The 22,380-nt window shown below is 63.6% G+C and carries 21 protein-coding genes, 1 tRNA gene and 1 pseudogene; 18 read left to right on the plus strand and 5 right to left on the minus strand.

Annotated elements, in window-relative coordinates:
* Positions 1–269: 269 nt before the first annotated feature.
* Together P6U25_RS14705 and P6U25_RS14710 are read left to right on the plus strand one after the other, a co-directional pair.
* Positions 270–1,067: a lytic transglycosylase domain-containing protein gene (locus tag P6U25_RS14705; protein WP_407151876.1), complete on the plus strand. Its 798-nt coding sequence runs from the start codon at positions 270–272 to the stop codon at positions 1,065–1,067.
* Positions 1,068–1,175: 108 nt separating this feature from the next.
* Positions 1,176–1,586: a hypothetical protein gene (locus P6U25_RS14710; protein ID WP_407152524.1), complete on the plus strand. Its 411-nt coding sequence runs from the start codon at positions 1,176–1,178 to the stop codon at positions 1,584–1,586.
* A 22-nt stretch (positions 1,587–1,608) separates the two neighbouring features.
* On the opposite strand, the gene P6U25_RS14715 is transcribed toward P6U25_RS14710, so the two are convergent.
* Positions 1,609–1,995 carry a YciI family protein gene (locus P6U25_RS14715; RefSeq protein WP_407151877.1) on the minus strand — a complete coding sequence of 129 codons (387 nt, stop codon included), beginning with the start codon at positions 1,993–1,995 and terminating at the stop codon, positions 1,609–1,611.
* A gap of 493 nt (positions 1,996–2,488) precedes the next feature.
* On the opposite strand from P6U25_RS14715, the pseudogene P6U25_RS14720 reads away from it, so the two are divergent.
* Together P6U25_RS14720 and P6U25_RS14725 are read left to right on the plus strand one after the other, a co-directional pair.
* Positions 2,489–3,686, plus strand: a pseudogene (locus P6U25_RS14720) (IS256 family transposase).
* Positions 3,687–3,873: 187 nt separating this feature from the next.
* Positions 3,874–3,947, plus strand: a tRNA-Gly gene (locus P6U25_RS14725).
* Positions 3,948–4,241: 294 nt separating this feature from the next.
* Here the strand turns inward: P6U25_RS14725 and P6U25_RS14730 are convergent.
* Both P6U25_RS14730 and P6U25_RS14735 read right to left on the minus strand, forming a co-directional pair.
* Entirely contained in the window at positions 4,242–4,634 is a 393-nt protein-coding gene (locus P6U25_RS14730; protein WP_407151878.1) for a tautomerase family protein, read from the minus strand.
* An 81-nt stretch (positions 4,635–4,715) separates the two neighbouring features.
* Positions 4,716–5,690 carry a catalase family peroxidase gene (locus tag P6U25_RS14735; RefSeq protein WP_407151879.1) on the minus strand — a complete coding sequence of 325 codons (975 nt, stop codon included), beginning with the start codon at positions 5,688–5,690 and terminating at the stop codon, positions 4,716–4,718.
* A 128-nt stretch (positions 5,691–5,818) separates the two neighbouring features.
* Here P6U25_RS14735 and P6U25_RS14740 point away from each other — a divergent pair, with 128 nt between their 5' ends.
* Positions 5,819–6,706 carry a LysR family transcriptional regulator gene (locus P6U25_RS14740; protein WP_407151880.1) on the plus strand — a complete coding sequence of 296 codons (888 nt, stop codon included), beginning with the start codon at positions 5,819–5,821 and terminating at the stop codon, positions 6,704–6,706.
* A 194-nt stretch (positions 6,707–6,900) separates the two neighbouring features.
* Here P6U25_RS14740 and P6U25_RS14745 read toward each other — a convergent pair whose 3' ends face one another.
* Together P6U25_RS14745 and P6U25_RS14750 are read right to left on the minus strand one after the other, a co-directional pair.
* On the minus strand, positions 6,901–7,485 hold the full coding sequence (locus P6U25_RS14745) for an ANTAR domain-containing response regulator (RefSeq protein WP_407151881.1): 585 nt from the start codon (positions 7,483–7,485) through the stop codon (positions 6,901–6,903).
* The gene (locus P6U25_RS14750) at positions 7,482–8,657 is read right to left on the minus strand and encodes a transporter substrate-binding domain-containing protein (RefSeq protein WP_407151882.1); all 1,176 of its coding nucleotides are present in this window, start codon (positions 8,655–8,657) and stop codon (positions 7,482–7,484) included. The genes P6U25_RS14745 and P6U25_RS14750 overlap by 4 nt, the downstream gene beginning before the upstream one ends.
* Positions 8,658–9,074: 417 nt before the next feature.
* Here P6U25_RS14750 and P6U25_RS14755 point away from each other — a divergent pair, with 417 nt between their 5' ends.
* From P6U25_RS14755 to P6U25_RS14815, 13 genes are all read left to right on the plus strand, one after another.
* The gene (locus P6U25_RS14755) at positions 9,075–10,475 is read left to right on the plus strand and encodes an amidase (protein ID WP_407151883.1); all 1,401 of its coding nucleotides are present in this window, start codon (positions 9,075–9,077) and stop codon (positions 10,473–10,475) included.
* Positions 10,476–10,492: 17 nt separating this feature from the next.
* On the plus strand, positions 10,493–11,488 hold the full coding sequence (locus P6U25_RS14760) for an acetamidase/formamidase family protein (protein ID WP_407151884.1): 996 nt from the start codon (positions 10,493–10,495) through the stop codon (positions 11,486–11,488).
* A gap of 31 nt (positions 11,489–11,519) precedes the next feature.
* On the plus strand, positions 11,520–12,758 hold the full coding sequence (locus P6U25_RS14765; protein ID WP_407151885.1) for an urea ABC transporter substrate-binding protein: 1,239 nt from the start codon (positions 11,520–11,522) through the stop codon (positions 12,756–12,758).
* A gap of 96 nt (positions 12,759–12,854) precedes the next feature.
* Complete coding sequence (locus P6U25_RS14770; protein ID WP_407151886.1) at positions 12,855–13,721, plus strand: ABC transporter permease subunit; 867 nt, start codon at positions 12,855–12,857, stop codon at positions 13,719–13,721.
* Positions 13,722–13,861: 140 nt separating this feature from the next.
* Positions 13,862–14,935, plus strand: coding sequence for a branched-chain amino acid ABC transporter permease (locus tag P6U25_RS14775; RefSeq protein WP_407151887.1), 1,074 nt, complete (start codon positions 13,862–13,864; stop codon positions 14,933–14,935).
* A 2-nt stretch (positions 14,936–14,937) separates the two neighbouring features.
* Positions 14,938–15,657: an ABC transporter ATP-binding protein gene (locus P6U25_RS14780; protein ID WP_407151888.1), complete on the plus strand. Its 720-nt coding sequence runs from the start codon at positions 14,938–14,940 to the stop codon at positions 15,655–15,657.
* Positions 15,647–16,357 (plus strand): ABC transporter ATP-binding protein, encoded by a 711-nt coding sequence (locus tag P6U25_RS14785; protein WP_407151889.1) that lies wholly within the window; start codon positions 15,647–15,649, stop codon positions 16,355–16,357. The genes P6U25_RS14780 and P6U25_RS14785 overlap by 11 nt, the downstream gene beginning before the upstream one ends.
* Positions 16,358–16,413: 56 nt before the next feature.
* The gene (locus P6U25_RS14790; RefSeq protein WP_407151890.1) at positions 16,414–17,175 is read left to right on the plus strand and encodes an SDR family NAD(P)-dependent oxidoreductase; all 762 of its coding nucleotides are present in this window, start codon (positions 16,414–16,416) and stop codon (positions 17,173–17,175) included.
* 78 nt (positions 17,176–17,253) lie between these two features.
* On the plus strand, positions 17,254–18,657 hold the full coding sequence (locus tag P6U25_RS14795) for an amidase (protein WP_407151891.1): 1,404 nt from the start codon (positions 17,254–17,256) through the stop codon (positions 18,655–18,657).
* A 166-nt stretch (positions 18,658–18,823) separates the two neighbouring features.
* Entirely contained in the window at positions 18,824–19,336 is a 513-nt protein-coding gene (locus P6U25_RS14800; protein WP_407151892.1) for a GNAT family N-acetyltransferase, read from the plus strand.
* A 167-nt stretch (positions 19,337–19,503) separates the two neighbouring features.
* Positions 19,504–19,686, plus strand: a complete 183-nt coding sequence (locus tag P6U25_RS14805) for a hypothetical protein (protein WP_407151893.1) — start codon at positions 19,504–19,506, stop codon at positions 19,684–19,686.
* Between the two features lie 337 nt (positions 19,687–20,023).
* Positions 20,024–20,458, plus strand: a complete 435-nt coding sequence (locus P6U25_RS14810) for a copper chaperone PCu(A)C (protein WP_407151894.1) — start codon at positions 20,024–20,026, stop codon at positions 20,456–20,458.
* 117 nt (positions 20,459–20,575) lie between these two features.
* Positions 20,576–22,348, plus strand: a complete 1,773-nt coding sequence (locus P6U25_RS14815; protein ID WP_407151895.1) for a PQQ-dependent dehydrogenase, methanol/ethanol family — start codon at positions 20,576–20,578, stop codon at positions 22,346–22,348.
* Positions 22,349–22,380 lie beyond the last annotated feature (32 nt).

Consider the following 22,380-nt stretch of genomic DNA (forward strand, 5'->3'; position numbering starts at 1 on the left):
CCGGCTGCGCCGTTGCGCTGGCGTTGGCCGTGACAGCTTATTACGGATACCTGGCCTGGCTGCTCGTCTCCCCCGACTAGACGATGGTGCCGTTCGCATCCCCATGCCAGGGCCAAATGCCTCGGCAACATGGCCGCGACCGGGATAGTCAATTCCGCTGCCTCGCCATATCGTACGATCCCGGCCGATCGTTCATCGGCCGGTCATATATCTTCGGCCATCGTCCAGGCCGGCCGAAGGCCAAAGGCCGCGATATGGAGGGGTTTTGAATGATCAGGGGCAGCCAGCTTGTGACGTCGGCGCTTGGTGCCATCGCGATCGTGGCGTTGCTTGGTGCGCAGGCCAACGCTGCCCAGTGCGGCAACGGACCGGGCGGCTTCGAGAATTGGAAACGCGAGTTTTCCGGGGAAGCCAGGGCCAAGGGCATCGGCCCCACCGCGATTGGCGCGTTGATGCAGACCAACTACGCCAGCGCGACCATCGCCGCCGATCGCGGCCAGCGCAGCTTCGGTCTGTCGCTCGAACAATTCATGGCCAAGCGCGGCGCTGCGACCATCGTGGCGCGCGGCCGCTCGCTCAAGCAGTCGCATGCGGCGCTGTTCGCGCAGATCCAGCAGCGCTATGGCGTGCCGCCCGGGCCGCTGATCGCGATTTGGGGCATGGAGACCGGATTCGGCAGCCAGCGCGGCAACCAGAACATGTTGTCGTCGATCGCGACGCTTGCCTATGACTGCCGCCGTCCGGAGTTCTTCACCGATCAGCTCTATGCCGCGCTGAAGCTGGTCGACCGCGGCGCGATCTCGCCGAACCAGCGCGGCTCGATGCATGGCGAGGTCGGCCAGACCCAGTTCATGCCGAAGAACATCCTGGCCTACGGCACCGGCAATCTCGACGTCGCGGCCAATGCGCTGAATTCGACTGCGAATTTCTTCAGGGCCCATGGCTGGCGCGCCGGCGCGGGCTATCAGCCCGGCGAACCCAATTTCGCGGCGATCGAGGCGTGGAACGCCGCGCAAGTCTATCAGAAGTCGATCGCCATCATGGGACGGCAGATCGACGGCCAATAGCGCCGCCTCGGCCGTTCCGCCGTCCTTCACACCTTGTTAACGAAGGGGTGCGTTAACGAAGGGGTGCACAGATCGGTGGCGCGAATGCGCGAGAGTGGAGACACCTCCGTGCTCAAGGACGGCACCTACGCGGCCTGGTTCAGGACGCCGCTCGGCGAAGGCACCGGCATCGTTCATTTCGCCGACGGCAAGCTGTGGGGCCGCGACAGCATCATGCACTATAGCGGCACCTACGAAGTCGCTGGCGATCGCTTCTTCGCCGTTGTCGCCACCAGGCGGCATACTGAAGGTCACGCGACGGTGTTCGGCGTCGACGATCTCGTGCTGAGGCTCGAGGGCTTGTCGGTCGGCGCGATCGCGACTTGCACCGGGACAGCCGACCAGGTGCCTGGTGTGAGGTTCGAGGCGACGCTGATCCCGAGCGAAGGCATGCCCGCCGAGCCGAAAGCGCCTTTGCCAGCGCCGAAGTTCGATGCCAGCAAGCTCCCGAAATTGCCGAGCCGTTCCAGCCATCGCTGATCGGCCTACCGCGATCCGCGGCTCAGACGTCGCTCGGGCCGGCCGTCTCCGGAAACGGTGCGCCCGGCAGATAGAGCTTGAGCGGGCGGATTTCGTAGACCGCCGACGGATTGACCCGGCGCAAGTCGCGCGCAGCCGCGATGGCCGCGTCCTCGTCGGCGCAATCGATCACGTAGAACCCAAGCAACTGCTCCTTGGTCTCGGCGAACGGGCCGTCGATCACCATCCCCTGGCCGGGGCCGCGCAGCGTGCGCGCCTTGTTGGTGTCGCCGAGCCGTGCGGCGGGACCGAGCCGGCCCTTGAGCCGCTCATGGACCTCGCGCAGGCCGGTCATCACGGATGCGTCCTCCGTGGCGGTCCATGATTTGACCTCGGCTTCGACATGATAGGCCAGGATGGCATAAAGCATCGGTAGCTCTCCTTGTGTTGGGGCGGCTGGGCAGAGGACGTTCCGGCGCGGCCCGAACCGACAATTTTTCTGGCGGGACGGCGAGCTCACGAACCAACGGATCGGTACAGCAAAAGGCGCGGCGGGATCACTCCCGCCGCGCCCCGGTTTGTTGTTGTCTCGCTGGTCCAGGGCTGAGAGCGCCCCGATGCCAGGCTGATTGATCCGAGCCTAGCGGGCGATCCCAGCGAGGTGACAGCGCTTGAGACAAGACACTGGATCACCTCCTTTCGTTGTTGATGGGACTGCGAATATAGGCACCGAATCCGCCTCTGTTAAGGCGACGGCATGTTTGAGGGTCGTGTCCCCATTGGTGGTGTAGCTCGGTAGAGCAAAGCCGTCCGCACGCGCGCCCTCCCATGGCGCCGTAGCGGGCGGGCGGCTTTGCGGTGGTCACCGGCAGTTCGCCGGTAGGGTCGGGTTGCTGATACCAACCTGATTCGAGGAACCACCGATGACCGATGAGATGATGAACCTCCGCACGCTCGTGGAGAAGACCCCTGATGCCGATCTGCTGCGCGAGATGATCGGCTTTGCCGCCCAGCGCCTGATGGAGCTGGAAGTGGAAGGCCAGACTGGGGCCGCCTATGGCGAGAAGAGCCGAGCGCCTGGCGCAGCGCAACGGCTACCGCGACCGGACCTGGGAGACCCGCGCCGGCACGGTCGAGCTGCGTATCCCCAAGCTGCGCAAGGGTTCCTACTTCCCCGGCTTTCTGGAGCCGCGCCGGATGGCCGAGAAGGCGCTCACCGCCGTGGTGCAGGAAGCCTATGTGCAGGGCGTCTCCACCCGCTCGGTCGACGACCTGGTGCAGGCGATGGGCATGAGCGGCATCTCCAAGAGCCAGGTCTCGCGGCTGTGCGCGGAGATCGACGACAAGGTGAAGGCGTTCCTCGCTCGCCCGATCGAGGGCGATTGGCCGTATCTGTGGATCGACGCCACCTACGTGAAGGTGCGCCAGCAGGGGCGCATCGTGTCGGTCGCGGTGATCGTCGCGGTCGGCGTCAACAGCGATGGCCGGCGCGAAGTTCTCGGTATGGACATTGGTCCCTCGGAGGCCGAGACATTCTGGACGGCGTTCCTGCGCAAGCTCGCCCGCCGCGGCCTGCGCGGCGTCAAGCTGGTCGTCTCCGACGCCCACGAGGGCATCAAGGCGACCGTCGCCAAGGTGCTCAACGCCAGTTGGCAGCGTTGCCGCGTGCACTTCATGCGCAACGCGCTGGCCCATGCCGGCAAAAGCGGACGGCGTGTCGTCTCCGCCTTCATCGCCACTGCGTTTGCCCAGGACGATGCCGAAGCCGCACGAGCGCAATGGCGAAAGGTCGCCGATCAGCTCCGCCCCAAGCTACCCAAGCTCGCCGGCTTCCTCGACGAGGCCGAGACCGATGTGCTGGCCTACATGACGTTCCCGCCGCAGCACCGCACCAAGCTGCACTCGACCAACCCGATCGAGCGCCTCAACGGCGAGATCAAGCGCCGGACCGAGGTCGTCGGCATCTTCCCCAATGAGGACGCCATCGTCCGCCTCATCGGCGCGATCCTGCTCGAACAGAATGATGAATGGGCCGTCCAGCGCGCCCGTTACATGACGCTGGAAACCATCGCGCCGTTGAGCGATGATCCAACCGTCAGTCTCCCGGCTATCGCCAGCTGACCAGTCCGGCTCTTGCCGGCGAACGCGGTGTCCCACCGCCAGTTACACCACGCTCAGGGACACGATCTGTTTGAGCCGGGCGGGGGAACGGAACGGATTGTGTGTAAATAAAGGCCGTTCACAGGGGATAACGGCGCCGCCGGAAGAGTTGAGGCGGGCGCCCGGCCGTGTTAGGTGATCGCGGAACGCGGGTGTAGCTCAATGGTAGAGCAGCAGCCTTCCAAGCTGAATACGAGGGTTCGATTCCCTTCACCCGCTCCAACACCAGACCGTAAAAATCACGACAAAACAACGTGTTGCATGCGCTTCGCCAGCCGTTAAATCTGCGCGCGAAGCTTGGTCGGTGCGCTTTCGGCGCACATAGGGCGCAGGTTTGCGAGAACGCCGAGCGTTCTCGACTCTCGGCATTCTAAATCATCAGACTGAATGGAAGATGCCGTCCTGCTTGCGTTGTGATTGTCCACAGTTTGTCACGGCAACTCATCGCAGCTTGCGTGGGGCCATGCGTGCGTTCGGGAGAGCATCGTGATTTCCCAATGTGCTTGTCACACGGCCTCACGCAAGTTCGCCGGTCAGAAACTGAGCGCGCCCTAGCCCGAACGACCAATCGGCGTCTCCATTCTCGACGAAGGAAACGATGATGTCCGAGCTTTCGAGATTGCAGGCATCCTTGAGCATCTGACACAGCAGTTCGTAGAATTGCAGCTTTTCTTCCTCGGGTCTGGTTCGGGATCTGACCTCGACCAGGACAACCTTGTCGGTTCGCGCAATTCCAAGACCAGTATCCAAGGCGATCATCCGGCCAGGGCGATATTCTGAGACAAGCTGATAGCGATCGCCCTCAGGCACGTGGAATGCAGCAACGACCGCGGCGTGAGCCGCGTCGAGCAGCTTCTCGATCTCGGCGTCTGTTCGGCCTTCGAGAATGTTGAACCGAAGCAGCGGCATCTGGTTATTCCTTTCTCTGTTTTCGAGACGAGGACGATGGTCTTCAGCCAGCGTCCCGTGCCAGTGGGAGGGGAGGTCGCGTCACTGACGGCGGCCGAACGACACCGGATAAGCCTGCCCGCGCGCGTCGATCATCGGATCAGCAGATTCAATCCCATCGGGCAACGCGTTCGGCAGAAACAGCAGCGACTTGTCGAGCGCCTCATCAGCAATGACGCGTGTCAAACTGAGCGTGCCGAGCTCCGCAGTCTCGCGGTTGTCGGGCCAAGCGACTGAGGGGTCATCCAGCTTGTCGCCCGGTCCGGCAAGCTGCAGGACGAGGCGAAACTTCACGGGCCCTTTCTCCGTGCGCTGCTTGATCTCCGTGAGCAGATAATCCGGTGGCTCCTTGGCCGCGGCATCGTCGGCGATGTACTTGGCGCCAGAGACGGGCTGGAGCTGGTATCGTCCGAAAGTCGTTTGATCAGCGGCGTTGGTGAACTTGAACGTGTTGACGCCGAAATATGGAAGCGTCGCGAAGCTCTCAGGGTTAGGCTTTGGCGCAGTCAGGAACGCCTTGGCCCGAGGATGGCTTGCCAGATAGGTGTCAAGCGGCGTGGGTTTTGTGGCATTCGGCCCGGAACGGCCCAGCGCAATGAGGAGGTCGCGGAAGTCCGCGGCGGTTGCTGACGGAAAGCCGTTGAACGAGTGGGTGACGAGATCGGTGTCGCTCCCATCCGGCAGCTTGAACTTGATGGCCATGCCGTGCGGGCTTGCGAGGGGATCGTTGTCTGGAACGGAGGGAATGCCGGCGAAGTCCGAGAAACGGACGACCACGGGCACTGAGGTTTGCTGCAGATGCGGCGCTTTGCTGATGCGCGATGCCGTCGCGGAGGGAGTGAAGGCGCCGTTGAGCAGGACCCCCTTGGCATGCACGGCACGCGCGTGATGCTGACCAAAGACCCCATTGAGCGCGTCGACCAGTTGGCCAGGCGTTGCCTGCTCCTCCGCAAGCGCTGTCGTGGCTGCAACGAAGCTGGACATCAGAACCAGAGCGAGATTGTAGGGTCTGCGCATGAATCACCTCGACGATCGAGCAAGATTGCCCCTGCACTGAATGCTTGATTTCGGACGGTATGCGTTACATAAAATTGCATATCAACGAACGAATTTGCGGCATGGTTGTGCAGAAAGTGTAGTCATCGATGGATTGGGAACGGGTGAGGATATTTCTGGAAGTCGCGCGCGCGGGGCAGATCCTGAAGGCGTCAAACAATCTGCGATTGAATCACACGACGGTTGCGCGTCAGTTGACGGCGCTGGAAGAGAGCCTGAATGCGAAGCTGCTCGAACGGCACACCTCCGGCAGCACGCTGACCGCCGCAGGGGAGGCTCTGGTTCAAGCGGCAGAGCGCGCGGAAAGCGAGTTTCTGAAGGTTGGCGCCAGGATCGGCGGCAGCGCAGACGCCATTACCGGCACAGTGCGAGTTGGGGCACCGGATGGACTTGGCAACTATTTCCTGGCCGAGCATCTGGGCGCGTTGGCAGCGCGCCACCCTGGATTGATTATTCAACTCGTGCCCCTCCCGCGCACGTTCTCGCTCTCGCGTCGCGAGGCAGATGTCGCGGTCACGTTGGACCGGCCGAAGCAGGGCCGGCTCATCCTGTCCAAGCTGACGGACTATACCCTCAGCGTATACGCCTCACAGACCTATCTTGAGCGCGAGGGGCCCATCGAGGCTCATTCCGATTTGGCCGGCCGCCTGTTCGTGACCCACATCGAGGATTTCGCCTACAGCCGGGCTCTCGACTACGCCGCGGTCCTCGGCCGGCTCATGTCTCGCCGCTACGAGTGCGGCAGTGTCGTTGCCCAGATGGAGGCTGTCCGAGCCGGACACGGGGTTGCTATTTTACATGATTACGCGGCACGCCGTTATCCTGAATTGCGGCGCTTGCTGCCCGACGTCCGCTTCGTTCGAAGTTACTGGCTGACGTCACATCCTGACACCCATGGAACGCGCCGGGTTCAGGAAGTGCATCGGTTTATCGCCTCGTCGGTCAAAGCGGCCAGATCCTCCTTTGAGCTGGACTGATCGCGATACGAAGGTTCGATTGGTATGCGAAAAAGCGGTAGCGCTCTCCTGACTCGAACCCCGATCCCAAGGGACCTGGCGCGAATCGCGAGCGCGTCGCTGATAGCAGATTGAAGGTCACCGCAGTGGCCGAAGCGAGCCGCGTTGCTGCTCGCCTTGAGCCATCTTTCGGCGACTTCGACCGTCGCGCCGGCCTAGCCGGCCCGGGGCAGGTAGCCTCTCGCCGTGACCTCCGCCGAGAGCTCCTCGATGGTCTTGCGCTGCTCCATGGCGGCGCGCCGGATCAGCGCGAAGGCGGCCGGTTCGGCGATGGCATGCGAGTGCATGATCTGAAGGACGGCGGCGAGCACGACGCGGCGCGAGCGAAGGCGCTGCTCCAGCTTGGCGACCTGCTGCTTCAGTTCGCTGGTGCGCTCGTTACGCTCGAACGCCATCACGAGGGCGGCATAGATGCCGGCCGAGCGCAGCGGCTTGACCAGGAACGAGGCGGGATCGAGCTCGAGCACCAGCTTCAGGCGGCTCGGCGTCTCCGTGCCGAGCAGGGCGATCACCGGGCACCGTCCGGGGACCACGCGTTGCGACGGCGCGGTCAGCGGCAGGAATTCGTCGTCGATGAGCACCACATCTGCATCGCCGTTGATGGCGCCGCCGGGCTCCCATGGCAGCGTGTCAATCCCGAGGCGATCGAACTGACGTCTGACGATGGAGGCGTCGCGCTCGTCCTTGATGGCAACCAGCGCCTTGCGTCCGCGCAACGAAAATGAAGACGGCTTGCTCATTTCACAACCCGTAAATGCGGCGCGTTCGGCGACGCTCCGTCCCTTGCGGTCTCCCGCGCGGGGCTGACGGCGACGTCGAGCTGCGTCAGATAGGGATCCGGCTTAACCGGAGCATCAGCTTCCCAGAAGATGTCAAACTGTCCTTCGGCATTGGAAACGGCGAGCCGCGGCGTCAGGACGCAGTGGTTGTTGGCGCCATCGATCCAGACCGGTCCTTGCGGCGAATTGTAGCGCAGGCCGGCCGCGGCACGCCGTACTTCGGCGATGTTCGAAGTCCCGGCCCGTTGCAGCGCGCGCGCCAGCAGGTAAACGGCGACATAAGTGGATTGTCCGTCGACGCAGGGGCTGCTGCCATCGCCATAGCGCGCCTTCCAGCGCGCGACGAAGGCGCGGTTCTCGGGCAAGCGGATGCTTTCGAAATAGGCTGACGACGTGATGCAGCCGGCCGATGCCGGTCCCACGACCTTGAGCTCGGGTTCGCACAGGCTGCAGCTCAACATCGGGATGTTGAGGCCTGCGCTCGTCGTCGCGGCATGGAAGGCGCGGATAAAGTCGTAGCTCGAGCTGCCGACCAGGGTGTTGAAGACGGCCGGCGGCTTGCGGCGCACGATCTCGTCGACGATGTGGTCGACCGTGCTTTCGCCGAGCTCGAGCAGCCGTTCGGCGAGGATGCTGCCTTGCGCAGCCGTCACCAGCTCGCGTGTCACGCGATTGGTTTCCCAGGTCCACACATAGTTGGAGCCGACGCAGAAGAGATGCCGCGTGACATTGTCGAGCACATAGCGCACCAGCGGGAGCACGTTGTGGTTGGGCGACGCGCCGACATAGATGACGTTATCTGAACATTCGAACCCCTCGTAGCGGGCCGGGTGCCAGAGCAGGCGGTCGGTGCGCTCGACGATCGGCAGCACCTGCTTGCGCGATGCCGAGGTATAGCAGCCGACAATGTGCTCGACGCCGACGTTGCGAATGAGGTCGTCGCAAGCAGTGTGATACTCCGAAACGATGCCGCGGGGATCGCGAACGTGAGGGGTGAGCGAGAAGTCGAAGTCACTCTCGTTGTTGATCTCGTCGACGGCCATCAGCGCGCTCTTGAGCAGCTCGCGTCCCATCGCCTGATAGGGCCCGTGCTGCGAGCATATGATGCCAACTGGGATGGACGGCTTCGTCATCGGCGACTTTCGGCGGTGCAACGCGTTGAGCAGATCATCATCGCCGATATCGGCGCAAGAGGTCTTGCCGATTTGCTGCGCATGCACTTCGTGAAATTTGTGCAGCCAGCCTCGTTGACAATGCGCCGGACACTTCCTTAGAGTTTTCCGCTACCGGGCTTCCTGTCGAACCTTGCGTGCGTCGATCTGGCCGATGACGTCCTGATCCCCGCACTACCTGCTGCGTTCGGCTTTGAGTCCATGCGATAGATCATAGCCGCGGCATTAGAGCCATTCGTCACCTCGTTTCGGAGGGGCGGGTGGCTTTTTTCTTTTGCCGTCAAGAAAATTGGCGACGCATCCGTGTCGCTAAGCTGGAGGCGCATGTGCGGCGATTGGCCTGCGCTTGCGTCGCGTCAAGCGCGGGGGATGAAGGCGATGCCGACGACAGATCTTCACTATCTCGGACTGATCGAGGTGGGGCAGCAAGTCCAGGCCAGGAAGCTGTCGCCGGTCGAAGTGACCAAGGCGATGCTCGAGCGGATCGAGCGTCTCGATGGCAAGCTCAAGAGCTACGCTTACCTGATGGCCGATGCGGCGCTCGCGCAAGCCGCCGCCGCCGAGAAGGAGATTGCATCCGGCAAGATCAGGGGGCCGCTGCATGGCGTGCCGATCGCGGTCAAGGATCTCTGCTGGGTGAAGGGCGCGCCGGCGGCGCATGGCATGACGATCCATCGCGACTTCCGTCCCAGCGAGGACGCCACGGTGGTCGCGCGGCTGAAAGACGCGGGTGCGATCATCCTCGGCAAGTTGCAGCAGACCGAAGGGGCCTATGCCGACCATCACCCGAAAATCGATCCGCCGAAGAATCCGTGGAACGCGGATCTCTGGTCGGGGGCATCTTCGAGCGGCTCGGGTGTCGCGACGGCTGCGGGCCTCTGCTTCGGATCGCTCGGCACCGACACCGGCGGTTCGATCCGCTTTCCCTCGGCCGCCAACGGCATCACGGGGCTGAAGCCCACCTGGGGGCGGGTCAGTCGCTATGGCGCGTTCGAGCTCGCGGCCACCCTGGATCACATCGGGCCGATGGCGCGCAGCGCGGTCGATTGCGGCGCGATGCTTGCCGTGATCGCGGGCCAGGACCCCAAGGATACGACATCGGTGCCATTGCCCGTGCCGGACTATCTCGCCGGCCTGTCCGGTGATCTGCGCGGCCTGACGATCGGTGTCGATCGGCGTTGGACCAACGAGGGCACCGATGATGCCGCGAGCAAGGTGCTCACCGACGGCCTGCGCGTCGCCGCCGATCTCGGTGCCACGATCAAGGACATCACGTTTCCTGATGCCACGGCCGTGATCGAGGATTGGTTCCCGCTGTGTGGCATCGAGGTGGCCGTTGCGCATGAGGAGACCTATCCCGCGCGCAAGGACGAATATGGCCCCGCGCTTGCCGGCTTGCTCGATCTCGGCCGGCAGCAGTCCGGCATGGACTATCAGAAGATCGTGCTGCGGCGCGAAGCGTTTCGCGGCGCAGTGCGGCTGCTGTTCGAGACGGTCGATCTGATCGCCGTTCCGGCCCAGGGCTTCGCCGCGCCCACGCTCGCCAAGATGGCAACGCTCGGCGAGGAGCCGTCTTTGATCACCGGACTGCTCCGCTTTACCTGTCCGTTCGACATGACCGGAAGTCCGACCGTGACACTGCCAGGCGGTTTCGCGCCGAACGGCGGTCCGATCGCCTTCCAGTTCGTCGCACCCCACTTCGGCGAAGCAAGCCTGGTGCGCGCGGGAGATGCGTTCCAGCGCGTCACCGACTGGCACAAGCGCCACCCCGCGATCTGAATCGAGGAGCCGTTCGCATGTCTGAAGACTGGTTGAGGAATTCGATCATGGCGAAGCGAGCGCTCGCCAAGGGCGCGATGGGCACGACGCATAGCTTGACCATCGAGCAGCAGGGCGGCTTCCACTACGTCTACGGTCCTTACGCGAAGCCGACGCTGTCGATTGATCCCGGCGGCGTGGTGGTCGTTGAGACCGAGGACGCTTTCGGCGGTGTGTTGACCAGCGAGAGCGACAGCCCCACCGCCAAGCTCAATTTCCCATACCTCAATCCGCAATGCGGGCCGATCGCGGTGAACGGTGCCAGGAAGGGTGATTGCCTCGCGGTCTATATCCGCGACGTCGAGACGCGCGGCGCGCAGCCGGCGGGAACCACCTGCATCATCCCGGAGTTCGGCGGCCTGGTCGGGACCGCCTCCACGGCCATGCTCAATCCGCCGCTGCCCGAGCGTGTGAGGAAGCTGCATGTCGACCGTAATGGCGTGCGCTGGAACGACAAGATCACGCTGCCCTACGAGCCCTTCATCGGGACGATCGGCGTGTCGCCCGAGATCGAGGCGATCTCCTCGCTGCAACCCGACTACCACGGCGGCAACATGGATCTGCCGGATGTCGCACCCGGGGCCATTCTGTATCTGCCGGTGCACGCCGAAGGCGGGCTGCTCTATGTCGGAGATTGCCATGCGACGCAGGGCGACGGCGAACTCTCCGGCGTCGCGCTCGAGCAGCGCGCGACCGTGACGCTGCAGATCGATCTGATCAAGAACTGGAGCTTCGCCTGGCCGCGGCTTGAGACCCGCGACTTCATCATGACGATCGGCAGCGCACGCCCACTCGAGGATGCAGCCCGCATCGCCTATCGCGAGCTCGTGCGCTGGATGAGCGCCGACTACGGCTTCGACGAAATCGACGCGTACATGCTGCTCAGCCAGGCCGGCCGGATGCGGCTCGGCAACATGGTCGACCCGAAATACACAATGGGAGCGTCGATCCTCAAGAATTACCTCAAGTCGTGACTTTCACAGTTTCAAAACAGGGGACATCGCCATGATTTCGGGAAGTAGGTGTGGGACTGCTTTGCTCGGCGCGATCGTCGCGGCGGCAGCACTGGGTGTCGCTCACGCGGCCGAGCCGCCGCTGAAGGTCGGTTTGCTCGAGGACGTCTCCGGCGACCTCGCCTTCATGGGCATGCCAAAACTGCACGGCTCGCAGCTCGCGGTCGAGGAAATCAACAAGAGCGGCGGCATCCTCGGACGGCAGATCGAGCTGATCCATCTCGACCCGCAGGGCGACAATGCCCGCTACCAGGAGTTCGGCCGCCGGCTGCTCAACCGCGACAAGGTCGATGTGCTGATCGGCGGCATCACCTCGGCTTCGCGCGAGGCGCTGCGCCCGATCGTCGACCGCACCACCACGCCATACTTCTATACGAACCAGTACGAAGGCGGTGTTTGCGACGCCAGCATGGTCAGCATGGGCGCGGTGCCCGAGCAACAGTTCTCAACTCTGATCCCCTGGATGGTCGAGAAGTTCGGCAAGAAGGTCTATGTCATCGCCGCCGACTATAATTTCGGCCAGATCTCGGCAGAATGGAACCGCAAGATCATGAAGGATCTCGGCGGCGAGGTGGTCGGTGAGGAGTTCATCCCGCTCGGTGTCTCGCAATTCGCGCAGACGATCCAGAACATCCAGAAGGCGAAGCCGGACTGGCTCCTGACCATCAATGTCGGCGCTGCGCAGGACTCGTTCTTCGAGCAAGCCGCCGCGGCCAACCTCAATTTGCCGATGGGCTCCTCGATCAAGATCATGCTCGGCTTCGAGCACAAGCGGTTCAAGCCGCCGGCACTCAACAACATGCATGCGACGGCGAATTGGTTCGAGGAGATCGACACCCCCGAAGCCAACGACTTCAAAAAGCGCTGGCACGCCAAGTTCCCCGACGAGCTCTACATCAACGACATGGGCTACAACGCCTACAATGCGCTCTACATGTACAAGGCGCTGGTCGAGAAGGCGAAGTCGACCAAGCTCGCAGATCTGCGCAAGGTGATTGCGGCCGGCGATGCGTGCATCGACGCCCCGGAGGGCAAGGTCTGCATCGATCCGAAGAGCCAGCACACGTCGCATCGGATGCGCTTGATCTCGGTCGGTCCCAAGCACGAGGTCACGGTTGAGAAGGACTACGGAACGATCCAGCCGTATTGGCTTGGCGAGATCGGCTGCGATCTCACCAAGAAGAACGACAAGGATCAGTACACGCCGAGCCATCTTCCCAGCAAGTCGTGACGCGCGCCGGGCACGAATCTTGCTCGTGTGAGCACGTGGAGGCGTTGCGCCTCGCCGGCGTCGCAGCGATGCGACGCCTGGATCAGGGAGGCCGGGATGTCGGCTGAACTCTTCTCGCTGTTCTATCAGTTCGCCGACGTCTTTGCGTTCCTGATCCTGTCGGCCGCGGGCCTTGCCATCGTGTTCGGCATGATGGGCGTCATCAACATGGCGCATGGCGAATTCATCATGTGCGGCGCCTACGTCACCGTCGGACTGGTGAATCTCGGCGTGCCGCTGCCGATCGCGCAGATCCTCGCCGCGGTGACGGCGGGGCTCATCGGCGTGGTCGTCGAGTTCCTGATCGTGCGGCGCTTCTACAAGCGTCCGCTGGATTCCCTGCTGGCCACCTGGGGTCTCAGCCTGATCGTGACGCAAGCGATGCTGCTGATCGTCGGCTCCGCTGTGCGTGGTATCGGCACGCCCGAAGGGAGCTTTGCGATCGGTGAGTATACGTTCTCGACCTACCGGCTCGTGCTGTTCGGCTGTGCGGTGGCGGTGCTCATCGGTCTTTACGTCATCTTCATGAAGACGCGCTTTGGCGTGATCGCGCGGGCGACGATGCAGAACGCCGCGATGGCCAAGGCGCTGGGCGCCCGGACCGGGCGGATCTACGCGATCAGCTTTGGCATCGGCACCGGGCTCGCGGGGCTCTGTGGCGCCCTGTACGCCCCGACCATGACGCTGATCCCGACAATGGGCGCGACCTTCGTGGTGGAGAGTTTCGTCACCGTCGTGATCGGCGGAGCCAATGTGCTGCTCGGAACGGCGCCGGCGGCGGTATTCCTGGCGATGATCCGGATGACGCTGAATGCGAGCTACGGCCAGATCATCGGGCAGATCGGTATGCTGGTTGCCGTCATCCTGGTCATTCGCGTCCTGCCCGAAGGACTGTCCAGCGTGCTGGTGCGTCGTGGGCGCTAGAGCATGATCCGGAAGGTGGCAAGCGGTTCTCCCTCGCGACAAATGCGGAACGCGTTTGCGCGGAGATCACGGTCAAACAAGGAGGCGAGACGGTGATGCGATCGCACTCGACCGCACCATCGTCGAAGCGAGGATCCCTGATGTTCAAGTTGTTCGATGGTCCGCAGACGCTCGGACGAGGCAAGATCTTCTGGTCCTGCTTCCTCGCCGTGCTGGCGTGCGCGCTGATCTATCCGCTGTTTGCCGACTCCTATGATGTCGGAAACTTCGCCTATTTCCTGATCTGGATCTTCATGGCGCTCGGCCTTTGCCTGATGTGGGGCTACGGCGGCATGCTGTCATTCGGCCAGACCTTCTTCTTCGGCATCGCCGGCTACGGCTATGGTGTGCTGGCGATCAATATGGGCGGCGGGACGACGACGATCGCCGCACTCATCCTCTCGGTGCTCATCGCGATGGTCGCGGCCGCGATCCTCGGCTACTTCATGATCTGGGGCGGCATCAGCGGCATCTTCTTCGGCATCGTGACACTGTCGGCGACGCTGGTGCTTGCGTTCTTCCTCGGCCAGACGGCCGGGCCGGAATGGCATATCGGCCCGGCGCGGCTGAACGGCTTCAACGGCATGAAGGGCATGGACCCGCTGGCGGTCGGTGAGTTCTACATCGAGGGGTCGGCGCTCTATTACCTGATGATCGCGCTGATCGTGATCGTCTATGTGGCATTGCGTGTGCTGGTGAACTCCAGCGTCGGCAACGTGATCGTCGCCACGCGGGAGAATCCGCAGCGCGCCGAGATGCTCGGCTACGACGTCCGCAAGTATCAGCTTCTCACCTTCGTGATCGGCAGCGGGCTCGCTGGCCTCAGCGGGGCGCTGTACACCTCGTGGGGACAGTTCATCACGCCCTCGAGCATCGGCTTGCCAGCAGCGGCAATGCCGATCGTGTGGGTCGCATTCTCCGGCCGCAGCGATCTGACCGCGACGTTGGTCGGATCGTTCCTGCTGCTGTTCGGCTTCCAGACCATCACCGTCTACAGCCAGCAGGTGGCGCTGGTGCTGATGGGAGCACTTCTGCTCGCGACCGTGATGCTGGCGCCGCAGGGCTTCGTGCTCGGCATCGGCAAGCTCGTCGTCGACTGGTGGGCCAGGCGTCGGGGGCGCGAACCGGCTGCCGCGCTGGCTGACGTCGGCCGCTTGCAATCGGATGAGACCTGACCATGACGCTCGTCGATGTGAAAGGCGTCTCCAAGCGCTTCGGTGGATTGACCGCCGTGTCCGACGTCGATCTCACCGTCAATGCCGGCGAGGTTCACTGCCTGATCGGGCCCAATGGGGCAGGGAAGAGCACGCTGTTCAAGCTGATCGTCGGGCTCTACCCGCCGACCAAGGGCAGCATCTTCTTCGATTCCGTCGATATCACCAGTGAGCGCCCGTACGCGCGGGTGCAGCGGGGCATGAGCATCAAGATGCAGGCGCCGAGCGTGTTCAAGGAATTGCCGGTGCGTCAGAACATCCAGATTGCGCTCCAGGAGCATCTTTCAGGTGCTGCGCGCAGCGCTGAGGAGGAACGGCTGCTGACGCTGCTTGACCTCGCCGCGGACAGCGGCAAGCTGGCCGGCGCACTGTCGCACGGCCAGCAGCAATGGCTCGAGATCGGAATGGCCTTGGCGCTGCGGCCGCAGCTCCTGCTGCTGGACGAGCCGACCGCCGGCATGTCGCCGGAGGAAACCTACAAGACCGGCGAGCTGGTCAAGTCGTTCAATGCCGAGGGCATGACGGTTCTGGTGGTCGAGCACGACATGGCCTTCGTGCGCCAGGTCGCCCAGCGCGTCACCGTGCTGCACCTCGGCAAGATCTTTGCGCGCGGCAGCCTCGATGCGATCCTGCAAGACGAAAAGGTCGCCGACATCTACCTGGGTCAGAGCCATGCCCACTGATCGCATCCTGGATGTCTCGGGACTGTGGGCGGGCTACGGCGCGACGCCGATCCTGCAGGGCGTCAGCATGTCGGTCTCGCGCGGCGAGATCGTCGGCGTGATCGGCCGCAACGGCGTCGGCAAGTCGACGCTGATGCGGTGCCTGATCGGCTTGCTCCAGAGCTGGCGCGGAACGATCACCTTCATGGAGCGGGACGTGACCCAGCTCGAGGCCGATGCAAGGGCGCGTGCCGGCTTCGGCTATATCCCCCAGGGTCGCGACGTGTTCCCGCAGATGAGTGTCGAGGAGAACTTGCAGGTCGGCGAACTGATCGGCGGGCCTGACGGCAAGAAGCTGCCCGAGCTGGTCTACGAGTATTTTCCGCGGTTGAAGGAGCGCCGGCGCCAGATCGCGGGCACCATGTCGGGCGGCGAGCAGCAGCAGCTCGCCATCGGTCGCGCATTGATCGGCAATCCGACGCTCATGATCCTCGACGAGCCGTCCGAAGGCATCCAGCCGTCGATCGTGCAGCACATTTGCGAGGCGCTGAAATCCTTCCGCGACGAGCTCGGGACGACGATCATCTTCGTCGAGCAGAACCTCGACACGATCCTGGCGATCGCCCAGCGCTGCTACATCATGGAGAAGGGCAAGATCACCCGATCGCTGGCCGGGGAGGAGGTCAATGCGGACAATGTCCGCGCGCAATTGCTGCTGTGATCGGCGGGTCGGGAAACGGCCGCGTCCTGTATTCAATAACAAGGAGGGAACGACAGATGGATCTGGGACTCAAGGGAGCAAAGGTTCTCGTCACGGGCAGCACCAGGGGAATTGGCCGGGCGATTGCCGACACCTTCGCCGCCGAAGGCGCCGATGTCGGCATCTGCGCGCGCAATCAGGGCGACGTGGATAGCGCCGTTGCCGCGATCAAGGCCAAGGGTGTTGCCGCGTTCGGCAGCGCCGTCGATGTCTCTGATGGCGCGGCCCTCAAGACCTGGGTCGCCGACATGGCAACGAAGCTTGGCGGCCTCGATGTCGTGGTCGCCAATGTCAGCGCGCTGTCGATCGGGCAGGACGAGGAGAGCTGGGAGAAAGAGTTCTCAACCGACATGATGGGGACGGTGCGCCTCGTCAATGCGGCGATGCCCTATCTGGAAAAGAGCCGCGCCGCCGCGATCGTGACCATCTCCAGCGTGTCGGGGCGCGAAGTCGATTTTGCCAGCGGGCCTTACGGCACCTTCAAGGCCGCGATCATCCACTACACGCAGGGCCTGGCCTACCAGCTCGCGGCCAAGGGCATACGGGCGAACTCGGTGTCGCCGGGCAACACCTATTTCGAGGGTGGCGTCTGGAACATGATCAAGGACAACAACCCCGAACTGTACAAGACCGCGTTGGCGCTGAATCCCACCGGCCGCATGGGCACGCCGCAGGAGATGGCGAACGCCGCCGTGTTTCTCGCAAGCCGTGCGGCGAGCTTCATCACCGGGACCAACCTGGTGGTGGACGGCGCCTTGACGCGCGGCGTCCAGTTCTAGGCGCCGCGCAGGCAGCGAAGGCATGAAACCGCGCCGCCCGCGGCGCAGGCAACCATTTCGACAACAGCGGGGCATCAGATGTCAGCGGAACCGTTACACTACAAGTCGATCACCGAAATCTCCGACCTGTTTCGTCGCAGGGAGGCGCGTCCTTCTGAAATCACCGAGGCGGTCCTGAACCGGATTGCGCGGCTCGATGGCGAGTTTCACAGTTATGCCGTGGTGCTCGCGGAGCGCGCCATGGCACAGGCGAAGCGCTGCGATGACGAGATCGCCAAGGGCATCTGGCGCGGGCCGCTTCATGGTGTTCCGATTGGGCTGAAGGATCTCTGCTACACGACGTTTGCGCCGACCGCGGGCGGCACCACGATCCACGCCAGGTTCGTGCCGTCCTTCAACGCGACGATCGTGGATCGGCTGGAGCGCGCCGGTGCCGTCACGCTCGGCAAGCTCAAGATGACCGAGGGCGCCTATACCAGCCATCACCCCGACAATCAGGCGCCGCTCAATCCCTGGAATACGAATTATTGGGTCGGCTCCTCGTCCACCGGCTCGGGCGTGGCAACCTCGGCGGGGCTCTGCTACGGCGCGATCGGCAGCGACACCGGCGGCTCCATCAGGTTTCCGTCGGCGACCTGCGGCTTGACCGGGATCAAGCCGACCTGGGGCCGGGTCAGCCGGCACGGCATCTTTCCGTTGGCTGACTCGCTCGATCACGTCGGACCGATGTGCCGCAGCGCCGCCGATGCCGCCGGCATGCTTGGCGTCATCGCCGGCGCCGACGCCAATGATCCGACGGCGCTGCGGGCGCCGGTGCCGAACTATCTGGCCGGACTCGGTGACGGCGTCCACGGCCTGCGGATCGGGGTGGACCGCAGATACACCCAGGACGGCATCGACCCGCAAGTGGTCGTTGCGCTGCTGGAAGCCGAGCGCACCCTTGCTGAACTCGGCGCCGACATCCGTGAGGTCAAATTTCCGCCCTACGAGAAGCTCGTCAGCATGTGGATTCCGATGTGCTCGGTGGAGACGGCGGAAGCGCATCTGGAGACCTATCCGGCGCGCAAGTTGGAATATGGCCCGGACCTCGCGCTGCTGATCGAGCAGGGCCGCTCGGTCAGTGGCGTCGAGATCGCGGCCATTCATCACGAGCGGCTCAAATTCTCCGGGAGTCTTGCTGCATTGTTTTCGGACATCGACCTGCTGCTCGTCCCGACGATGCCGGTCCCGATACCGACCCTTGCTAAGATGAGCGAATATGGCGCCGATCCGAGCATATTGCTGAGCATCCTGCGCTTCACCGCCGTCTTCGACTTCAGCGGCAGCCCGACGATCACCCTGCCGATGGGGATGGCATCGGATCGCATGCCATTGAGCATGCAATTGGTCGGGCCGCATCTGTCCGAGGATGTGCTTGCGCGCGCCGGTCATGCCTTCCAGTCGGTGACGGACTGGCATACGCGGCGACCTCCGGTCGACTGAGATCGGAGCTGCGCGGCGATGGGGCTGGCTTGCTGGCCGGTTGAATGCGATCGCAAGGACGTGGCGCGAACTATTTGGCTGGAGACGGCATCATCCTCTATGAGTGACGAGGAGGGGGACACGCGCGGCTCGTCGTGTCCCGCTCGCTACGACTGGAAGGTGCCGAATGACTGCTCTCGACATCGAGATCCGGCGACTGACGGCCGCAGACGCTGCGATATATCGCGACATCCGCCTCGAGGCGCTGCGCGCAAACCCTGAAGCGTTCGGCAGCGCGTTCGAGACCGAAAGCGTCTGGCCCGTTGGCTGGTTCGCGGAACGGCTCGCGGGTGGCGCAGCGATGCTCGGGGCATTTCGCGGGAGCGAGCTCGTCGGCACCCTCGGATTGCTGAAGGCCGACGGACCGAAGCGGCAGCACAAGGGCATACTGGTGGGAATGTATGTGCGGCCCGCGGCACGGCGCGGCGGTGTCGGCCGCCGGCTGCTCGATGCCGCGCTCGATCTTGCCGCGCAATCGGTCGAGCTGGTCCAACTGAGCGTGGTGAAAGGCAACGAGCCGGCACATCGGCTCTACCAGAGCGCCGGTTTCGTGGAATACGGACTCGAGCAGCGCGCCCTGAAAGTCGACGGCCGCTACTACGACGATATCCTGATGGCGAAGGATCCGATCGGGGCCTGAGGGCGACGTCGCGCAACGACGCCATGACCTGCTCGGACACGGCACGGTGAGCCCGAGCCGCAACGGGCGGTTCCCGCACGAGAACGCGGCGCGGCGCCGGATCCGGCGTTGCGGAAGAGCCGGCGCGGCACCAATTTCAGCGCTGTGCAGGTGTTCGGATGGTGCTCATGACGGAGTGGTACTTCGTTTGGATCGACGGTCCGCGCGGACCGGAGCCCCAAAAATGGTCTGCGGACGGGCTGTGGGGGCAGCTCGGCCGCCAGGATATCATCGTCCGCTTTCCGTTGAGCGAGCGAGAAGCCGATCTGCCGCTCGACCAACTCGCAAGGCTGCACCCCATTCCCGGTTGAACGGGCGCCGCTGTGCCTTCGGGTCGTCGTCAAACCACGAGCCGTCGTCGCTGCGCGACGGTGACTCGCGCTCTCCTTCCCGAATTGAGACGACGTGCAGACGACCAGTGCGCGGCGTGTTGCATCGCGCTGTGGCACCAGACGTCTATCGATATCGGTCGCGCGCGAAAGCCAACACCACCATCGCGTGCATCGAGTCACGCGATGAGAGTTCTCGGGTTCCAGATCATCAATCGCTGGCAGTGCGCGACGAAGCATGAAACAGTGCTTGTCGGTGGTGGCAGTGGGAGTAAGCTTGATGCTAGCGACGCGGATGCTGCAGGGCGCGGTTGCGTGCATGACAACAACGATTGCGCTGCCATTATTCTGCCTGATCAGCGCGTTCGGAATTGTGCACGACGCCGCCGCGAGCGAATCCCTGCAGATCGTGGACGCGCACGTGCCAGCGGTCGACAAGGAGGGCGGGGATCTTCCCTTGACGATGACGATCAGGAACGAGGCCGACAGCGCCGACGCACTGCTTCGCGTCCGCTGTCCAGTTGCGAATTTCTCCGAGCGTCACACCGTCGACCGCGGCGAAGGCGCGCCCGCCATGCGGTCGATCCCGAACATCCCGGTCCCGGCCAAGGGAACGCTCGAGCTGAAGCGCGACGGCTACCACGTCATGCTGCTCCAGTTGCGTCAGGCGCTTGCGCCCGGCGAGTCGTTCAAATGCGCGATCGTTTTTCAGAAAGCAGGAACAATCGAGACGGAGGTGATGGTCCAGAAGTGACCACGGACGGCGGCGGGTCGACAGTCCACCCGCCGGGACTCAAGGCTTCTCACCCGAACACCCCGTATGTGACGGGCAATTCGATCAATGAAGATGCTAGATCCGGAGGAAACGACTATGACGAGGTTGAATTGGGCTAAATCCCATGTGCTCGCAGCGGCCGTAGCATCCGCTGCGACCATCGCCGGCTCTTTCGCATTCGCGGAAGATGTCAGCCAGGAGCGACTGCTCAATGCTGACAAGGAAGCCGGCAACTGGCTGCACCATCACAAGGACTACGCGGCCAACCGGTTCTCGACACTCACCGAGATCAACCATGACAACGTCAAGAACCTGAAGGTCGCCTGGACCATGGCGCTCGGCGGCGTCGAGGGCGGCGGAATCTGGTCGCATGGCGGCCTGGAAGGGACGCCGATCGTCGAGAACGGATTCATGTACGTCACCGACGGTTGGGGCTCGGTCTACAAGATCGATGCCCATGGCGGCAAAGGCACATTGCTCTGGAAGATGGATCCCAAGACAGATCACGACTGGGCCGGCGCCGTCGCCTGCTGCGGCGTCGACAACCGCGGCGTCGCGCTGTGGAACAACCTCGTCATCTCGCACACGCTCGACGGCCGCCTGATCGCGACCAACAAGGAGACCGGTCAGGTCGCCTGGCAGCGTCAGGTCGCCGATCCCGACAAGGGCGAGGTGGTCACCGGTGCGCCGCTGATCGTCAAGGATATGGCGATCACGGGCGTGGCCGGCGCCGAATACGGCATTCGTGGCTGGATTGCCGCCACCGATCTGAAGTCCCAAAAGGAACTCTGGCGCACGCACACGATCCCGGGCAAGGACGATCCCGGCCACGAGACCTGGAAGGACGACAAGAGCGCCGCCGCAACGGGAGGAGGATCGACCTGGGTCACCGGCAGCTATGACCCGTCGACCAACACGATCATCTGGGGTGTCGGCAATCCCGGCCCGGACTGGGATAATGAATACCGGCCCGGTGACAATCTCTATACCGACAGCTCGCTCGGGCTCGATGCCGACACCGGCAAGATCAAGTGGCATTACCAGCACACGCCGAACGATCCCTACGACTATGACAGCGTGGCGGAGAATGTGCTGGCCGATGTTCCCGGTCCGAACAACACGACGCTGAAGCTCGCGCTCGAGGCCGATCGCAACGGCTTCGCCTATGCGATCGACCGCACCACCGGCAAGTTCATCTGGGGCTTGCCGTTCGTGAAGAAGGTGACCTGGACCAAGGGCCTCGATCCGGAGTCGGGCAAGCCGGTGGAGTACGATGCGAAGCAGGGCGTGCAGCGCTACAACGTGTCGGTCACGCCGAGCCGGCAGAACAAGGTGACGGATATCTGCCCCGGCAACATGGGCGGCAAGAATTGGCCGCCGACCGCGTACAATCCGAACCTGAAGCTCTGGTACATCCCGGTGATCGAGAGCTGCAACCGGATCACGGTCGAGGAGATGACGCCGGAGAAGATCAAGCCGCGCGAGTTCTTCACCGGCGGCGGACCGAGCCAGCCGGTCAAGATCACCGGCAGCGTGACTGCGATCGACGTCACCACCGGCAAGGTGGCGGGGAAGGCGGAGACGGAGTTCCCGAACCTCGGCGGCGTTCTCGCTACACCTGACCTGGTGTTCTCCGGACAGCCGTCCGGCGAAGTGATCGCCTATGACGCGAAGTCCTTGCAGAAGCTCTGGGAGTTCAACACCGGCGGCGGTGTCAACGCGCCTCCGATGACGTTCTCGGTGGACGGCAAGCAGTACGTCGCGATCCTGGTCGGTCTCGGCGGTGCCTGGGACAAGTGGTTCATCGACGCCACGCCCGAGCTGAAAAAGATGCAGCCGGGCTCGATGCTCTACGTGTTCGCCCTTTGACCTCGCAGGCGCGGGAGGCTTCGGCCCGAAGC

This window comes from Bradyrhizobium sp. ORS 86 (assembly GCF_045571475.1).
Taxonomy (GTDB): Bacteria; Pseudomonadota; Alphaproteobacteria; order Rhizobiales; family Xanthobacteraceae; genus Bradyrhizobium.

What these genes read in the sequence shown, in the direction of transcription:
- P6U25_RS14705 (WP_407151876.1), top strand. Translation starts at nt 270, where the DNA reads ATGATCAGGGGCAGCCAGCTTGTGACGTCGGCGCTTGGTGCCATCGCG.
- P6U25_RS14715 (WP_407151877.1), bottom strand. Translation starts at nt 1,995, where the DNA reads ATGCTTTATGCCATCCTGGCCTATCATGTCGAAGCCGAGGTCAAATCA.
- P6U25_RS14730 (WP_407151878.1), bottom strand. Translation starts at nt 4,634, where the DNA reads ATGCCGCTGCTTCGGTTCAACATTCTCGAAGGCCGAACAGACGCCGAG.
- P6U25_RS14735 (WP_407151879.1), bottom strand. Translation starts at nt 5,690, where the DNA reads ATGCGCAGACCCTACAATCTCGCTCTGGTTCTGATGTCCAGCTTCGTT.
- P6U25_RS14740 (WP_407151880.1), top strand. Translation starts at nt 5,819, where the DNA reads ATGGATTGGGAACGGGTGAGGATATTTCTGGAAGTCGCGCGCGCGGGG.
- P6U25_RS14745 (WP_407151881.1), bottom strand. Translation starts at nt 7,485, where the DNA reads ATGAGCAAGCCGTCTTCATTTTCGTTGCGCGGACGCAAGGCGCTGGTT.
- P6U25_RS14750 (WP_407151882.1), bottom strand. Translation starts at nt 8,657, where the DNA reads ATGACGAAGCCGTCCATCCCAGTTGGCATCATATGCTCGCAGCACGGG.
- P6U25_RS14755 (WP_407151883.1), top strand. Translation starts at nt 9,075, where the DNA reads ATGCCGACGACAGATCTTCACTATCTCGGACTGATCGAGGTGGGGCAG.
- P6U25_RS14760 (WP_407151884.1), top strand. Translation starts at nt 10,493, where the DNA reads ATGTCTGAAGACTGGTTGAGGAATTCGATCATGGCGAAGCGAGCGCTC.
- P6U25_RS14765 (WP_407151885.1), top strand. Translation starts at nt 11,520, where the DNA reads ATGATTTCGGGAAGTAGGTGTGGGACTGCTTTGCTCGGCGCGATCGTC.
- P6U25_RS14770 (WP_407151886.1), top strand. Translation starts at nt 12,855, where the DNA reads ATGTCGGCTGAACTCTTCTCGCTGTTCTATCAGTTCGCCGACGTCTTT.
- P6U25_RS14775 (WP_407151887.1), top strand. Translation starts at nt 13,862, where the DNA reads ATGTTCAAGTTGTTCGATGGTCCGCAGACGCTCGGACGAGGCAAGATC.
- P6U25_RS14780 (WP_407151888.1), top strand. Translation starts at nt 14,938, where the DNA reads ATGACGCTCGTCGATGTGAAAGGCGTCTCCAAGCGCTTCGGTGGATTG.
- P6U25_RS14785 (WP_407151889.1), top strand. Translation starts at nt 15,647, where the DNA reads ATGCCCACTGATCGCATCCTGGATGTCTCGGGACTGTGGGCGGGCTAC.
- P6U25_RS14790 (WP_407151890.1), top strand. Translation starts at nt 16,414, where the DNA reads ATGGATCTGGGACTCAAGGGAGCAAAGGTTCTCGTCACGGGCAGCACC.
- P6U25_RS14795 (WP_407151891.1), top strand. Translation starts at nt 17,254, where the DNA reads ATGTCAGCGGAACCGTTACACTACAAGTCGATCACCGAAATCTCCGAC.
- P6U25_RS14800 (WP_407151892.1), top strand. Translation starts at nt 18,824, where the DNA reads ATGACTGCTCTCGACATCGAGATCCGGCGACTGACGGCCGCAGACGCT.
- P6U25_RS14805 (WP_407151893.1), top strand. Translation starts at nt 19,504, where the DNA reads ATGACGGAGTGGTACTTCGTTTGGATCGACGGTCCGCGCGGACCGGAG.
- P6U25_RS14810 (WP_407151894.1), top strand. Translation starts at nt 20,024, where the DNA reads ATGACAACAACGATTGCGCTGCCATTATTCTGCCTGATCAGCGCGTTC.
- P6U25_RS14815 (WP_407151895.1), top strand. Translation starts at nt 20,576, where the DNA reads ATGACGAGGTTGAATTGGGCTAAATCCCATGTGCTCGCAGCGGCCGTA.